This window comes from Deinococcus grandis, assembly GCF_001485435.1.
Classification (GTDB): Bacteria; Deinococcota; Deinococci; order Deinococcales; family Deinococcaceae; genus Deinococcus; species Deinococcus grandis.
This window is the reverse complement of sequence record NZ_BCMS01000001.1, coordinates 1,734,834-1,749,645: the sequence shown is the minus strand read 5'-3', so window position 1 is coordinate 1,749,645 and position 14,812 is coordinate 1,734,834. Positions and strand designations below refer to the sequence as shown.

The following is a 14,812-nucleotide window of genomic DNA, read 5'->3' as shown; positions in this document are numbered from 1 at the left end:
CTGAAGCCTGCTGTTATGTGTCGGTTCCGTGCGGTGTGGCCGCCCCGGCTGTCCGGCCTGCCTGGGCACATGAGGGCTGTGAGAGTCGCGCGGCTATGCCGGGAACGGTGTGGGACTGTACTATTTGACCTGTTAACTGGAATCACTTCCACTCCCGTTCCACGACCGTTCCACCGGAGGCTCCCTGCCATGACCATCCCACGATCCAGCGGCGTCCTGCTGCACCCCACCAGCCTCCCCGGCCCGTTCGGCATCGGCGAACTCGGCCAGTACGCCCGCGCGTTCGTCGACTGGCTCGCCCTGGCCGGCCAGAAGTACTGGCAGGTCATGCCGCTGGGCCCCACCGGCTACGGCGACAGTCCCTACCAGGCGTTCAGCGCCTTCGCCGGGAATCCCTACCTGATCGACCTGAACGCCCTGCGTGAACACGGCCTGCTGAGCGACACCGAATTCAACGTCCTGCCCGAATTCAACCCCGGCAAGGTCGACTTCGGCCAGCAGTACGTGTGGCGCAACCAGATGCTGGAACGCGCCTACGCCCGCTACGCCTTCGGGGACGCCCAGCACCTGAAACCCGACTTCGACGCCTTCAAGGCCGAGGAAGCCGACTGGCTGGACGACTACGCGCTGTTCATGGCCCTGAAGAACGCCCACGGCGGCCTCCCCTGGAACGCCTGGGAGCCCGGCACCCGCGACCGCGAACCCCAGGCGTTGGACAGCGCCCGCACCCGCCTGAAGGAAGACATCGAACGGGTGAAGTTCATCCAGTTCCTGTTCTTCCGCCAGTGGACGGTTCTGCGCCGCTACGCCGCCGAGAAGGGCATCCAGATCATCGGGGACATCCCGATCTTCGTCGCCATGGACAGCAGCGACGCCTGGGCGAACCGCGACCAGTTCTACTTCGACGACCAGGGCCAGCCCACCGTCGTCGCGGGCGTGCCGCCGGACTACTTCAGTGAGACCGGGCAGCTGTGGGGCAACCCCCTGTACAACTGGGACGCCATGGACCGGGACGGCTACGCGTGGTGGATCAAGCGCTTCCAGGGCAGCCTGAAACTGTTCGACGTGATCCGCATCGACCACTTCCGCGGCTTCGCGGCCTCCTGGGAGATCCCGTTCCCCGCCGAGACCGCCATCCACGGCCAGTGGGTGCCCGCCAGGGGGCACGAGATGTTCGAGGCCGTCCGCGACGCGCTGGGCACCCTGCCGATCATCGCGGAGGACCTGGGCGTCATCACGCCCGACGTGGAGACACTCCGCGACGACTTCGACTTCCCCGGCATGGCCGTCCTGCAGTTCGCGTTCGGCGGCGGGGACTTCAGCGTGAACGACTTCCTGCCGCACAACCTGCGGGAGAATCAGGTCGTGTACACCGGCACGCACGACAACGACACCACCCGCGGCTGGTGGCGCAACGCCGACGAACTCGAACGGCACAACTTCCGCGTGTACACCAGCAGCGACCCCACCGAGGAGACCTTCGCGGCGCAGCTGACCCGCATGGCCTTCGAGAGCCGCGCCCGGCTGGCCGTCGTGCCCCTCCAGGACCTCATGAACCTCGGCACCGAGGCCCGCATGAACCTCCCCGGCACCACCGGCGACCACAACTGGACGTGGCGCTACGCCGCCGCCGACCTCCGCCCCGACCTTGCCCACACCCTGCGCGCCCTGACCGAAACCACTGGACGGTAAAGACAGTCGAGAGGTGAAGGTTGATGGTTGATAGAGGGTCGCCGGACCGCCTATCAACCATCGACCGTTCACCATCCACTACCCTGTGGGGCATGAAGCTCTACACCAAGACCGGGGACGGCGGCACGACCGGCCTGTACGGCGCGGACCGCGTCAGCAAGGCGAACATCCGCGTGGAAGCGTACGGCACCGTCGACGAACTGAACAGCGCCATCGGACTGGCCCGCGCGCACGGCCCCAGCCAGGAGATGGACGCCGACCTCGAATACCTCCAGAACGCGCTGTTCGACGTCGGCGCCGACCTCGCCACGCGCAATGGCACCACCTACGAGCTCAAGCTCAGCCGCATGGACGAGCAGGACGTGACGTTCCTCGAAGCGATGATCGACCGCTACCAGGAGAGCGCCCCGCCCTTCACGGGCTTCATTCACCCCGGCGGCACCCCGGTCGCCGCGAGCCTGCATGTGGCCCGCACCGTCGCCCGCCGCGCCGAACGCGAGGTGATCCGCCTGCTGCACGAGGAGGACGCCAACGCCCACGTGCAGGTGTACCTGAACCGCCTGTCCGACCTGCTGTTCGTCATGGCCCGCGCCGCGAACCAGGCCGCCGGAATCGGGGAACACGCGTGGCTGGTCAAGGGCCGCCGCTGAGACAGTGAATGGAAGGGGGCGACGCGCGTGTGCCGTCGCCCCCCTTCGTCATGCGGTTACTCCAGTGCCTTCCCGCAGTGCGGGCAGCACGCCGTGGCGGTCTCCTGCTGGCGCAGGCGCGAGAGTTCCTCGGCGAACCCGCTGGCGATCATGCCCGCCGGGAGGGCCACCATGCCCACCCCGAACAGCATGATCAGCCCGGCGGCCGCCTTGCCCAGCGGCGTGGCGGGGTACACGTCCCCGTACCCGGTCGTGGTCAGGGTCACGACCGCCCACCACAGCGCCTGCGGGATGCTCCCGAAGCCCTTCGTGCCCGCGCTGGACTCCACCTGGTACAGCAGGCTGGCGGCAATGAACACCAACACCAGAACGATGAGCACCGTGGAGAGCAGTTCGCCGGCGCGCTGGCGGATGACCCGCCCGATGAGTTGCAGCGAGTCCGAGTAGCGGCCCAGCTTGAGCAGGCTCAGGAGTTTCAGGAGGCGCAGGCCGCGCAGGCTGGCCAGGGCGGTCGTGGCGGGCACCATGAGCGAGACGAGCACCAGCAGGTCGATCAGCGGGAGCGGCGAGGTCGCGTAGCGCAGGTACGACCGGACGCGGCCGTCCGCGCCGGGGCGCAGGGGCGTGACGTACAGCCGCCCCAGGTACTCCAGGCCGAACACGAAGGCGCACACGTAATCGAAGACGCGGATGGCCCGGCCGTACTCGCGCTGCACCTCGGGGACCGTGCCCGCGATGGTCACGGCGATGGTCAGCAGGATGAGCGTGACGAGCAGCGCATTGAAGGCCCGTTCGGCGGGGCCCGCGCCGTCGCTGGGGTCCAGGAACGAGTGCAGTTTCTCCCGGAAGGAGGGTGGCGCGTTCATCCCGGCAGCACCACGTGCGGGGCGAACGTGGCGCGGTTGTCGGTCACGCGGGAGCGGCCCTCGCGGATGCCCAGGCCGCACACCTCGTCCCCGGCGATCCACACGCCCAGCACCGGGTACCGCGGGCCGTCCGGGGCGTGCGCGGTGGGCAGCTCGGTGTACGCCTGCTCGACCACGGGCAGGTCGGCGTACGCGCCGGGCGTGCTCTCCTGGCCGGGCAGCTGCACGTTCTGGCCCTCGCGGGAGTACAGCGGCTTACGCACCACGTCCGCCCCCAGCGCGCTAGGCGTGAGGGTCGCGGGCAGCAGGTTCGGGTGGCCGGGGTTCAGTTCGTGCAGCACCGCCAGCAGGCCCTTGCTGCCGGTGGCGGCCTTCCACAGCGGCTCGATGAAGCGCGTGCCGGTGCTCGCCAGGAACGCAGCGTCGCGGGACTCCCACGCGAACTCGAACGGCCACAGCCACATCAGCTGCCGGATGGGCAGACTCCAGGTGTCCAGCAGGTACGCCTCCGTCGGACTGGTGCCCAGCTCCTCGGTGAAGATGAACGACGTGCGCAGGCCCGCCGCCCCGGCCAGTTCCCGCAGGTACGTGACGGTCGCGGCGTCCTCGTCCACGCGGGCGCTGCTGAACGCCACCTCGGTCAGGCCCCGCGCGGCCTTCAGGTGCGCCCACTGCTCGGTCAGGCCCTCGTGGATGGTATTCCACTGGGTCGCCCCGGCCGGCAGCTCACCCCGCGCCTGCTGATCTTCGAGCCACTGCCACTGACTGACCGCCGCCTCCAGCAGACTGGTGGGCGTCTGCGCGTTCACCTCCAGCAGCTTCACGCCCCCGCGCCCGTCGTAGGCGAGGTCCAGGCGCATGTACACGGTCGGGTCGTCCCCCTCCCAGGAGTCCCGCACGGCGCTGTGCAGGAACGCGGGGATGCCCAGTTCCGCCAGCCGCCCGTGCTTGATGGCGTGCCCGGTCGCCTCCAGCACCAGATTCGTGAGGTCCTGACTGGCCGCTCGGATCTGCTCGATCTGCGCGGGCGTGAAGGCGTAGTACCCGTCCTCGCTCCAGTACGGCACCGGATGCTCGGGCGTGGGCGCGAACCACGTGAAGCCTACCTCGCGCAGCCGCGCCTCCCAGTCGGGGCGGGGTGTGACGGTGCGCCGGATCATCCGCCGGCCCCGCTGCCGGTGCTGCTCGCGCGGGCCGAGGTGGTGAACCCACCCCGCGACACGCTGGACGCCGCACTCGTGGAGGTCCGGGTCGACGTTGCCCGGGCGACTGGACGGCTGGAGGAGGTGGGTGTGGAGCGGGTGGCCGCCCGGGCCGCGACGCCCGCCACGACCGCCCCGGCCACCCTGCTGGTCGCGCTCTTCTTCCCGGTCTTCAGTTTGACGCTGTCGTGATCGCAGTCGATCTCGCCGTCGAGTTCGAGTTCACACCCGTCCGGGACGGTCTGAGCCTGAACGGTCTGCGCGGGGGCACCGGTCGAGCCGAGTGCGCCGTACTGCGCGTACGGCTGGTTCACCGCCTGCGCGGGCTGATTCGCGCACGACGCGATCAGGGCGGGAAGGACGGCGGTCATCAGGGGCAGGCTGAATTCTCTGGGCATGGGGGCTCCGGCGCGCGCCGGCAGAGGAGCGCGCAAAGAACGAGTGGGACGGGTGGACGGAGATTCAGCCGCCGAAGCTGCCCGAGCGGCTGCCGGACATGAAGCCCCCCCGGCTGACGGGCGCCTTGAAGTTGCCGTACGAGCCGCGCTTGCTGTCGTAGGTCAGGCCCGCGCCGGACACCTTGCCCAGGCGGTCGTAGCCGACGTAGCGGGTGGTGCCGCTCACGACCCGCACGTACGGGCCGTAGTAGCCGCCGCCCGTGCGGTACACGCAGGGGTTGCTCAGGCCCCGGTCGATCAGGACGCGGTTGGCGATCAGGCACTGCTCGTAGCTGCTGTACGTGGTGCGGGAATACCGGTCCAGGTCGTTCCCGCAGGATGCCAGCAGGGCGGGCAGCGCCGCCAGCAGTGGCAGGGTGAAGGACTTGCTCATGCGTCAGAGTACGGCGCGAGTCCCGCGCGGGTTGCACAACTTCGCACGGCGCCCGCGATCACCCGCCCACCCGCCGCCGCCTGCGCCGCGCTGAGGCCCCCGTGCCCCAGCAGCAGCGCGTTCGGGGCCTCGCCCAGCGTGTAGGTGTCCAGCGTGGTGACCTGCACGCCCTGCGCGGTCAATTGGGCCGCCACGTCCCGGGCCGGCAGCGCCGGGTGGAGGTGCAGGCAGACGTGCAGCCCCGCCTCGATGCCACCCAGGTGCGCCAGTCCGTCCAGGCCGTTCAGCGTCCCCGTCAGCGCCGCGCGGACCTGCGCGTGCCAGCGGCGCGAGCGGCGGATGTGCCGGTCCACGTGCCCGCCGGTCAGCAGGTGCGTCAGGGCCGCCTGCACCTGCACGGGCGGCCCGAAGTCCAGCAGCGTCCGCGCCCGCACCAGCCGCGACAGCAGTGGCGGGGCGGCCACCACGAACCCCGTCCGCACCGAGGGAGTCAGGACCTTGCTCAGCGTGCCCAGGTACATCACCCGGCCCCCCGCGCCCGTCTGCGCGGCCAGCGCGGCCAGGGGTGGCAGGGGAGGCGCGCCGTAGCGGAACTCGCCGTCGTAGTCGTCCTCGACGATCAGCGCGTCGTGCCGCGCCGCCCACTCCAGCAGCGCCAGCCGCCGGGACAGGCACATGCGGCCCCCCAACGGGAACTGGTGGCTGGGCGTCACGTACACCAGCCGCGCGGCGGGCGTGTCCGCGTTCACAATCAGGCCGTCGCCGTCCACCGGGACGGGGAGGACCTCGTGCCCGGCGTCCAGCAGCACCTGCCGCGCCGCGCGGTACCCCGGATTCTCCATCAGCACCCGCGACCCCGGCGGCAGCACCGAGCGCACGATCAGGTTCAGGGCGTGCAGCGTTCCGCCCGTCACCAGCACGTCCTCGGGCTGCGCGCCCAGCCCGCGCTGTCGTCCCACGAACGCCGCCAGGGCCGCCCGCAGCCGGTGCTCGCCCGCCGGGTCGGCATAGTCCCCGCTGACGGGTTCGCGGGCCGCGTCCGACCAGGCCTGCCGCCACGCCCGCAGGTCCAGGGTGGCGGTGCCGGTCACGCCCACCCGGAAGTCCAGCCCTGGCCGCGTGCCCGGACCGTCCACCGGCAGCGGAGGGATGCCCGGGAGCCACGCGGGAACACCTGCTGGACCCGCTGGGGCATTCGGGGCGGGTGTGGGTGTCTCGTCGCGCACGCGGGTGCCGCGCCCCACCTCGGCCTGCGCCGTGCCGTCCGCGAGCAGTTCCGCGTACGCCGTCTCCACCACGCCGCGCGTGACCCCCAGCGTCCGCGCCAGCGTGCGCGTGCCCGGCAGTGGCGTGCCGCCCGGCAGCAGCCCCGACAGGACCGCCTCGCGGATCTGCCGCGCCAGCTGCGCGTGCAGCGCCTCCGTCTGGTCGCGGCGCAGGTCCAGCGGAAACGGCAGCTCGTCCGTCCGGGTGGGCAGTGGCCCCCGGAGATCAGTGGAAAGTGGAGCTTTTAGGGGGGCCACCATGCCCCGTAGTGTAACGCCCATGACCGAGCCCCGTGACCTCCGTCCCATCCCGCCCGCGCAGGCCGAGCTGGCCCTCCCGGCCCTGCGCGCGCTGCGGCCCGACTCGCCGCACACCGCCACGCCGGATGCCCTGCGCACCTTCCTGAGCACCACCGGCCCCGAGGGCTACGCGCTGATCGGCGCCTTCGAGCCGGGCCGCGAGGAGGCCGCCGCCGTCGCCGGGTACCGCGTCATGCACCTGCTCTGGGCCGGACGCACCCTGTACGTGGACGACCTGAGCACCCTTCCTGGCGCCCGAGGACGCGGCCACGCCCGCGCGCTGCTGCACTGGCTGGAAGCCCGCGCCCGCGAACTGGGCTGCGCGGAACTGCACCTCGACTCCGGGGTGGGGGAGACGCGCCACGCGGCGCACCGCCTGTACCACCGCGCCGGGATGAACATCACCGCCCACCATTTCAGCCTGCCGCTGGGTCGCGGGACGGCATGACCCGCACCGTCGGTATCCTGATTTTCGACGGCATCGAGGTCCTCGACCTGGGCGGCCCTTTTGAGGTCCTGAGTGTCGCCACGCGGCTGGCCGGGCGGGACGGTGAGGTGGCGCCCTTCCAGCCGCTCCTGATCGGCGCGTCGGGTGCCCCGGCGGTCGGGCGCGGGGGCTTCCGGGTGTTGCCGCACGCCACGCTGGACGATCACCCGCCGCTGGACGTGCTGGTCGTGCCCGGCGGCGTGATGGACGCGCCCCTGGCCGACCCACGCGTGCGCGAGTGGGTGCGGGCGCAGGCCGCGCGGGTGGAGGTCCTCGCCTCGATCTGCACCGGTGCGTTCCTGCTCGCCTCCGAGGGACTGCTGGATGGCCTGCGCGTCACCACCCACTGGGAGGATCAGGCGGACCTGCAGGCGCAGTTCCCGGCGCTGACGGTCGTGCCGGACGTCGCCTGGGTGGACTCGGGCGCGGTGGTCACGTCGGGCGGCATCAGCGCGGGCATCGACATGACCCTGCACCTCGTGGAGCGGCTGCACTCGCGCACGCTGGCCGAACGCACCGCCCGGCAGATGGAATTCCGCCCGACAGGCCAGGGGCTGCGAGATTGGGTGAACCCGTGAGCGGCTTCTACGACCCCGCGCAGCGCGACCCGAGCGTCAGTCGCCGCCCGCAGAACCGTCGGGACGACGCCTGGATCGAGGCGCTGCTGCTGCGCGTGCCGCTGGGCCGCGTGGCGACCGTGTACCGATCCGAGGACGGGCGGGTGTGGCCTTTCGTGACCCCACTGGCCTTCGCGTACCGGCCCGAGTCGCGGGACCTCGTGTACCACACGAACGTCGTGGGCCGCCTGCGCGCCAACACCGACCAGGGCGAGGCGCAGGGCCACCCCGCGACCTTCGAGGTGACCGAGACCGGCACGCTGCTGCCCAGCAACTCCCCGCTGGAACTCAGCGTGCAGTACCGCTCCGTGATCGTGTTCGGCACCGCCCGCGTCCTGCGCGGCGAGGACGCCCGCGCGGCCCTGACCACACTCAGCGAGCGGGTGTTCCCTGGCCTGCGCGTGGGCACGCACACCCGGCCCATCACGGACGCCGATCTGGCCCGCACCGCTGTCTACGCCCTGAGGATCGAGCGCTGGAGCGGCAAGGAGAACTGGGCGGACGGCGCCGCGCAGGAGGACGGTTGGCCCGCCCTGCCCGCGCACCTTGCTCAGCTGCGCCCCAGTCACCCGGAGGCCACCCATGAGTGAGCACGATTTCGACTTCCTGCACGGTAACTGGGTCATCCAAAACCGGCGCCTGCGCGACCGTCTGGTCGGCTCGCAGGACTGGGAGGAATTCCAGACCGTCGCCCGAGTCCGCCCCGCACTGGGTAGCCTGGGGAACGTGGAGGACATCAACCGCCCGGACGGCACCCCGCTGGGCCTGACCGTCCGCGCCTTCGAGCGGGCCGCGCAGCGCTGGACCATCCAGTGGATCGGCGCGTCCGACGGGGCGTTCCAGTCTCCCATGACCGGGACCTTCACGGCGGGCGTAGGAACCTTCTACGGGGACGACGAGTGGAAGGGACAGCCCTGCCGCTGCCGATTCACCTGGCAGGTGCTGAGCCCCAGCGAGGCCCACTGGGAGCAGGCCCTCTCCACCGACGGCGGGGTGGGCTGGGAGACGAACTGGACCATGGACTTCCGCCGCTCGGGGAGCCGTGCGTGACCCGCCGTGACGCGCTGGACATGTTCCTGCTCTCGGCGTTCTGGGGCGTGTCGTTCCTTCTGATCCGCCTGGGCGGCGAGGTGTTCCCGCCCGTGTGGGTGGCACTCCTGCGGTCCGTGTTCGGCGCGGCAGTGCTGCTGCTCGCGCTGCGGCTGGGCCGCCACAGCCTGCCGCCCGCGCGGCTGTGGAAACCGCTGCTGCTGGTGGCGCTGTTCAACAACGTGATTCCGTGGTCGTTCTTCGCGTGGGGCGAGCAGACCGTCAGCAGCAACATCGCGGCGATCATCAATGCCACCACGCCGCTGTTCGCGCTCCTGATCGGCCTGACCCTGAGCGACACCCGCCTGAGTGGCCTGACGCTGGGCGGCGTGCTGCTGGGCATGGGCGGCGTGGCCCTCACGGTGTCCGGCGGACTGGGTGGCGGGCACGCCACGCTCCACGGCGTGATCATCCTGCTCCTCGCCAGCCTGGGGTACGCGGTCGCCACCACCATCGCCAAACGCACGCTGGGCGGCCTGAACCCGGTGGGGCTGGCGACCACACAGCTGGGCCTGAGCAGCGTCATCCTGCTGCCCGTCGCGCTGATCGGCCCGGCGCCCGCCCCCCTGACCCTGACCGCCGTGGGCGCCACCCTCTTCCTGGGTGTCGTCGGCAGCGGACTGGCGTACCTGCTGTACTACGGCCTGCTGGCCCGCGTCAGCCCCACCCAGGTCACCGCCGTCACGTACGCCCTGCCGGTCTGGGGACTGGGCTGGGCGGCGCTGGCCGGGGAACCGGTCGGGGGGCTGTCCGTGCTGGGCGTGCTCGTGGTGCTCGCGGGGTTGGGTTTGATCAACCTGCTGCCCCGCGCGAAGCGGGTTCCGGGGGCTGTGAGCTCTGACCTGTGAGGGTCACAGCGTCGAGGTTTTCCCAGAGCTCACAGATCCGCCCCCATTCTCCTGGCAATCGGCAGGAGAATCCGCCATCTCGCCTGCTGTGTGCCATGATCGTGTCCCCTGGACACCCGGGCACCTGACCGGGCCGCAGGGCCTACACTGTCGCATCCCGCCTGCGCTCCGGCACGGCGAAATCAACCCACCCCGTTCATTCCCCACCCCGCACGGAGGACCCCCGCATGACCTCAACCCAGAGCAAGTGGCTCGAAGCCGAACTGAAGTACGACAGCCGCGTCGTCGGCAAGCACGAGGTCGTCATGACCCGCGGGCAGGGCAGCGTCGTCTGGGACGAAACCGGCCGCTCGTACATCGACTGCGTCGCCGGGTACGGCGTCGCGAACATCGGCCACTGCCACCCGGACGTCGTGAAGGCCATCCGCGATCAGGCCGAGCGGCTGCTCGTCATGCCCCAGAGCCTCCCGAACGACAAACGCGCCGAGTTCCTGAGCGAACTCGTCGGCGTGACGCCCGCCGGACTGGACCGCGTGTTCCTGTGCAACAGCGGCACCGAGGCGATGGAGGCTGCGAAGAAGTTCGCGATCACCGCCACGGGGCGCAAGCGCTTCGTGAGCATGAAGCGCGGCTTCTCGGGCCGCAGCCTGGGTGCGCTGGCGTTCACCTGGGAACCCAAGTACCGCGAGCCTTTCGGTGAGGCCGTGGACAACCGCAACGTGGACTTCGTGACGTACGGCAACATCGAGGAACTGCGCGCCGCGATCACCTCTGATACGGCCGCCGTGATCCTCGAACCCGTGCAGGGCGAGGGCGGTGTGCGCCCCGCCAGCCCCGAATTCATTCAGGAGGCCCGCCGCCTGACGCAGGAGAAGGGCGCGCTGCTGATCCTCGACGAGATCCAGACCGGGTTCTGCCGCACCGGGAAGATGTTCGCCGCCGAGCACTACGGCGTGGTCCCCGACGGCATGACCCTGGCGAAGGCCATGGCGGGCGGCGTGCCCATCGGCGCGTTCGTGATGACCGCCGACGTCGCCGACCGCATGCCCGCCGGGGGGCACGGCGGCACGTTCGGCGGGAACCCGCTGGCGATGGCCGCCGGGGTCGCCGCGATCCGCGCCATGAAACGCGAGGGCATGGCGGAGCAGGCCCGCGAGAAGGGTGCGTACTTCATGGAGAAGCTCCGCGCGATCCAGAGCCCCAAGATCCGCGAGGTGCGCGGCCTGGGCCTGATGATCGGCGTGGAACTGAAAGAGAAGAGCGCCCCGTACATCCACGCGCTGGAACACGAGGAAGGCGTGCTGACCCTCCAGGCGACGCCGCTGGTCGTGCGCTTCCTGCCGCCCGTGACCATCAGCCGCGAGCAGATCGACACGGTGGTCGCCGCGTTCGAGCGCGTCCTGAACGGCGTGAATCCCCGCGCCGAGCGGCAGGCGGAACTGGCCGCCGCGCAGCAGGAACAGACCCAGACCGAGTAATGCGGACTCCGGTTGAAAGTTGTGCAACATCTTTCGACCCGAGCGGATGCGACTCGTAGAGCTGCTCCGCAGAGAAGGAGCGAATCGGGTTCCGGACGTGGAGTGGACAGATCGGTGGTCTTCCGATCTGATCACGCAACAAAAGGAAGCCGTATTAAGGTCGCCTCTCCAGGCTCACGCCTTCCCCCAGCGGGTGGGCGTGGGCCTGTTGCTCTTCCTCTGCTGCCGGGTCGTGAGGGGCGGGCGAGGGTGACGGTTGGATGAGCGTGCGCTCGGGTGTGACCCTCGTATTGAGGCGGTGGTTCGATGGGCTGTGGGTAAGCTCCGGAGAATTCCGTCCGGCCTTGCGGGACAGAGTTGAGTCGGGAGTCTGACGGAGGCTTCATGAAGTGGCACCTGTCTGGCGAACGTGCACAATCCTCAATCACGGACGCGTGAACTTCCTTACACTGCCTGCGATGAAGGTCTGGGCCGCAGGAATCACCGCCGGAACCGTCGCTCTCCTCGTGGGGGGAGCGTTCGCGGTTGCCGCCACGCAGAACACCACCACCCTCGCCCCCGGCCTGCGTATCGCCGGGACGGACGTGAGCGGCATGACCCGCGAGCAGGCCCTGGTCGCCGTGGGCAGCCGCGCCGCGACACCCCCGCAGGTCACCGTCACCGCCGGGAAGAACACCTGGACGCTGAGTGCCGAGAAGCTCGGCTGGCACGTCGACGCGCAGACCAGCGTGGACGCCGCGCTGAAGATCACCCAGGAACGCGGCGTCCTCCAGAAACTTCAGGGCATGATCGGTCAGGCGCCCACGCAGGACATCCCCCTGACGGCCGCCGTGGACCCCGCGAAAGCCCGCACGACCCTCACCACGCTGACCGCCGGGCTGAACACGGCCCCGAAGAACGCCAGCGTGTACTTCGACAAGGTCAGTAAGCGCTACGCCGTGAAGGCCGACGCGCCCGGCCTGAGCGCCGACGTGACCGCAGCCGTGAACACCTACGTCGCCACCCCCAGCCTGACCAGCCTGAAGGTCGCGCTGAAAGTCACCCCCGCGAAACTCACGGCCGCCACGCTGAACACGTACGTCGCGCAGGGGAACGCCATCGCGCGTCCCTTCACCGTGACCCTCGGCGGCACGGCCCGCAAGGGCGGCCTGACCGCGTTGCAGGTCGCCGACCTGTACTGGGTGCGTGACAGCGGGATCGAACCCGACGAGAAGACCCTCAAGGCCGCGTTCGGCCGCCTGACCGACGCCATCGACCAGCCGGCCCTGAACGCCCGTTACGTCCTGCAGGGCGGGAAGCTGGTCAAGGCGAAGGAGAAGGCCGGACTGGTCACGGACCGCGCCGCGGCGTACGCCCTGTTCCGCAAGGCGGTGCTGGACCCCGCGGTGAAGACCGTGGTGTTCCCCAGCAAAGCCGACCAGCCCACCCTGACCATCGACAGACTGCCCGCCGCGGACAAGCTGCAACTGATCGCCGTCGGGAAGAGCACGTACTACGGCAGCAGCGCCGCGCGCCGAACGAACGTCGCGAACGCCGCCTCGAAGATCAACGGCGCGGTCGTCCCGTCCGGCGAGGTCTTCAGTTTCCTGAACACCCTGGGCGGCATCGACGCGTCGAACGGCTTCGTGGGCGGCCTGATCATCAGCGGGGGCCGCACCGTGGACGGCCTGGGCGGCGGCGTGTGCCAGGTCAGCACCACCGTGTTCCGTGCGCTGTACCAGGCGGGCCTGCCGGTCGTGGAACGCAACCAGCACTCGTACCGCGTCGGGTACTACGAGCCGCAGGTGGGGTTCGAGGCCGCAGTGTACGACCCGGGCCTGGACCTGCGCCTGAAGAACGACACGACCGCCCCGATCCTGATCAAGGCGACCAACGACAACGCCAGAAGCACCCTGACCGTGGAGGTCTGGGGCGTCAAGCCGCAGCGGACCGTGACCGTCAGCCCCGCCGTGATCACCGCGCGCGTGCCGCACCCCGCGCCCAGATACGTGGTGAACGCCGCCCTGCGCCCCGGTACCATGCGGCAGGTGGACTGGGCCGCTGACGGCTACAGCCTCTACATCACCCGGACCATCAAGGACGCCAGCGGCGTGCGCACCGACAAGGTCAGCACCGTGTACAAGGCCTGGCAGGCGGTGTACGAAACCGGCCCCAGGGGTTGATGGTCGAGAGTTGATGGTTGATGGAATCGAACTCCATCAACCATCAACTGTTTACTTTCAACGCACCGCACTATTGATTCCTGCGTTGGAGCGTAACGAGAGGGGTACGATGAGGGCATGCCGCCAGCCTGGCAACCCACCCGGTGGACCCGCGAACAGATGGAAGAACGGCGACTGTTCGCTGAGCCGTATCTCCGCGCAGGGGAGCTCAGCTCCACCCAGATCGCCGAACGGTGCGGCGTCAGCAGCAGTGCCGTTCGACGATGGCGACAACGTCTGCGCACACAGGGCTCTCTTGAAGCCACCATTGCTCCAGGCCGCACACCACGACTGACAGACGCTCAGATCGCCCAGATCATGACGATCCTCAGCGCGGGGCCGGGCCCCGCGCAGGCCCCGAATGCCCGCTGGACGTGCCCACAGGTGCGCGAGCTGATCGGCCAGACCTACGACGTGTGGTACGACGTCGATCACCTCAGTCGGCTCTTACGGCAGTGGGGATTCACACCACAGAAACCGATGAGGCGGGCACGAGAACAGGATCAGGAGGCCCTCGTCACCTGGGTGGACACCACGGTGCCCGAGTTGGAAAAAAAAAGTTGAGGCCGGAGAAACACTCGTCTTCATCGATGAGGTGGGCTTCAGCTTGAAGCCCACCGTGACCCGCACCTGGGCCCCCTGTGGTCAGACGCCCGTGTTGGTGTCCAAGTACCGCTGGGACAGCGTGTCGACGATTGGAGCGATCGCCACGACGGGACAGTTTCTGCAACACACGCATCCAGCGTCGATCAACGGCGCACACGTCCTGTCGTTTCTGTCGCATCTGTTGCGTCACATTTCTGGATCGATCACGGTACTGCTCGATAACGCCCGCATTCACAAGACGAAGGCGCTGGGCGCCTTCGTTGCAGCTGAACCTCGATTGTCGGTGGTGTACTTCCCGCCATACGCGCCTGAACTGAATCCGATTGAGCCGGTGTGGGCGTATGTGAAGCAGCATGTCCTCGCGAACTTCTGCCCGTCAGATCTTCAGACGTTGAAGGCCCGATTGCCCGTGGCGTGGCGGAAAGTGCGAGCGGCTGAGCTTCCAAGGCGCCTCCTGCATGGAGCTCGGCTGTGACCCAGTTGCGCAGGAATCAATAACGTCCGTTTGTTCCCGGCGCCGGAACGCCCGGCGGTCTAGACGCGCCTTGCACCCGGTTCAGGCGGGAGCCTATGTTGAACACATGAACGCGGCGATCGTGGTGGTACTTCTTAGCATCGGGGGAGTCCGAGGCTAGGCGTACCGCCGACCCGCACACCCCCACCCACACCCGGGTGGGGGT

15 protein-coding genes are annotated in these 14,812 nt (G+C 69.6%); 10 read left to right on the top strand and 5 right to left on the bottom strand.

Annotated elements, in window-relative coordinates:
• The first annotated feature begins 189 nt into the window (after positions 1-189).
• Both malQ and DEIGR_RS08620 read left to right on the top strand, forming a co-directional pair.
• Positions 190-1,692 carry a 4-alpha-glucanotransferase gene (gene malQ, locus DEIGR_RS08625; protein ID WP_058976589.1) on the top strand — a complete coding sequence of 501 codons (1,503 nt, stop codon included), beginning with the start codon at positions 190-192 and terminating at the stop codon, positions 1,690-1,692.
• Positions 1,693-1,784: 92 nt separating this feature from the next.
• The gene (locus DEIGR_RS08620) at positions 1,785-2,342 is read left to right on the top strand and encodes a cob(I)yrinic acid a,c-diamide adenosyltransferase (RefSeq protein ID WP_058976588.1); all 558 of its coding nucleotides are present in this window, start codon (positions 1,785-1,787) and stop codon (positions 2,340-2,342) included.
• Between the two features lie 56 nt (positions 2,343-2,398).
• Here the strand turns inward: DEIGR_RS08620 and DEIGR_RS08615 are convergent, their stop codons facing one another.
• From DEIGR_RS08615 to pdxR, 5 genes are all read right to left on the bottom strand, one after another.
• Complete coding sequence (locus tag DEIGR_RS08615) at positions 2,399-3,208, bottom strand: ion transporter (RefSeq protein ID WP_058976587.1); 810 nt, start codon at positions 3,206-3,208, stop codon at positions 2,399-2,401.
• A complete protein-coding gene (locus tag DEIGR_RS08610; protein WP_058976586.1) occupies positions 3,205-4,368 on the bottom strand; it encodes a glutathionylspermidine synthase family protein in 1,164 nt (387 codons plus the stop codon). The genes DEIGR_RS08615 and DEIGR_RS08610 overlap by 4 nt, the downstream gene beginning before the upstream one ends.
• Positions 4,365-4,808 carry a hypothetical protein gene (locus DEIGR_RS08605; RefSeq protein WP_160329924.1) on the bottom strand — a complete coding sequence of 148 codons (444 nt, stop codon included), beginning with the start codon at positions 4,806-4,808 and terminating at the stop codon, positions 4,365-4,367. The genes DEIGR_RS08610 and DEIGR_RS08605 overlap by 4 nt, the downstream gene beginning before the upstream one ends.
• A 64-nt stretch (positions 4,809-4,872) precedes the next feature.
• Positions 4,873-5,241, bottom strand: coding sequence for a hypothetical protein (locus DEIGR_RS08600; RefSeq protein WP_058976584.1), 369 nt, complete (start codon positions 5,239-5,241; stop codon positions 4,873-4,875).
• Positions 5,238-6,767, bottom strand: a complete 1,530-nt coding sequence (gene pdxR, locus DEIGR_RS08595; RefSeq protein ID WP_083523978.1) for a MocR-like pyridoxine biosynthesis transcription factor PdxR — start codon at positions 6,765-6,767, stop codon at positions 5,238-5,240. The genes DEIGR_RS08600 and pdxR overlap by 4 nt, the downstream gene beginning before the upstream one ends.
• 19 nt (positions 6,768-6,786) lie before the next feature.
• On the opposite strand from pdxR, the gene DEIGR_RS08590 reads away from it, so the two are divergent.
• The 8 genes from DEIGR_RS08590 (at position 6,787) to DEIGR_RS19625 (ending at position 14,607) form a co-directional block, all read left to right on the top strand.
• Positions 6,787-7,254 (top strand): GNAT family N-acetyltransferase, encoded by a 468-nt coding sequence (locus DEIGR_RS08590; RefSeq protein ID WP_058976583.1) that lies wholly within the window; start codon positions 6,787-6,789, stop codon positions 7,252-7,254.
• Complete coding sequence (locus DEIGR_RS08585; RefSeq protein WP_058976582.1) at positions 7,251-7,871, top strand: DJ-1/PfpI family protein; 621 nt, start codon at positions 7,251-7,253, stop codon at positions 7,869-7,871. Before DEIGR_RS08590 ends, DEIGR_RS08585 begins: the two co-directional genes overlap by 4 nt.
• Complete coding sequence (locus tag DEIGR_RS08580; RefSeq protein WP_305791238.1) at positions 7,856-8,500, top strand: pyridoxamine 5'-phosphate oxidase family protein; 645 nt, start codon at positions 7,856-7,858, stop codon at positions 8,498-8,500. Before DEIGR_RS08585 ends, DEIGR_RS08580 begins: the two co-directional genes overlap by 16 nt.
• Positions 8,493-8,960 (top strand): hypothetical protein, encoded by a 468-nt coding sequence (locus DEIGR_RS08575; RefSeq protein WP_058976580.1) that lies wholly within the window; start codon positions 8,493-8,495, stop codon positions 8,958-8,960. The genes DEIGR_RS08580 and DEIGR_RS08575 overlap by 8 nt, the downstream gene beginning before the upstream one ends.
• Complete coding sequence (locus DEIGR_RS08570; RefSeq protein WP_058976579.1) at positions 8,957-9,847, top strand: DMT family transporter; 891 nt, start codon at positions 8,957-8,959, stop codon at positions 9,845-9,847. Before DEIGR_RS08575 ends, DEIGR_RS08570 begins: the two co-directional genes overlap by 4 nt.
• A 227-nt stretch (positions 9,848-10,074) precedes the next feature.
• Positions 10,075-11,325, top strand: a complete 1,251-nt coding sequence (locus tag DEIGR_RS08565) for an acetylornithine/succinylornithine family transaminase (protein WP_058976578.1) — start codon at positions 10,075-10,077, stop codon at positions 11,323-11,325.
• 458 nt (positions 11,326-11,783) lie between these two features.
• Positions 11,784-13,487 carry a VanW family protein gene (locus DEIGR_RS08560; protein ID WP_058976577.1) on the top strand — a complete coding sequence of 568 codons (1,704 nt, stop codon included), beginning with the start codon at positions 11,784-11,786 and terminating at the stop codon, positions 13,485-13,487.
• Positions 13,488-13,604: 117 nt separating this feature from the next.
• Positions 13,605-14,607 (top strand): IS630 family transposase gene (locus DEIGR_RS19625; RefSeq protein ID WP_153013568.1). Its coding sequence is split into 2 segments (ribosomal slippage): positions 13,605-14,075 and positions 14,077-14,607, totalling 1,002 coding nucleotides; the frame shifts between segments, so codons are not numbered across the junction.
• The last annotated feature ends 205 nt before the right edge of the window (positions 14,608-14,812 follow it).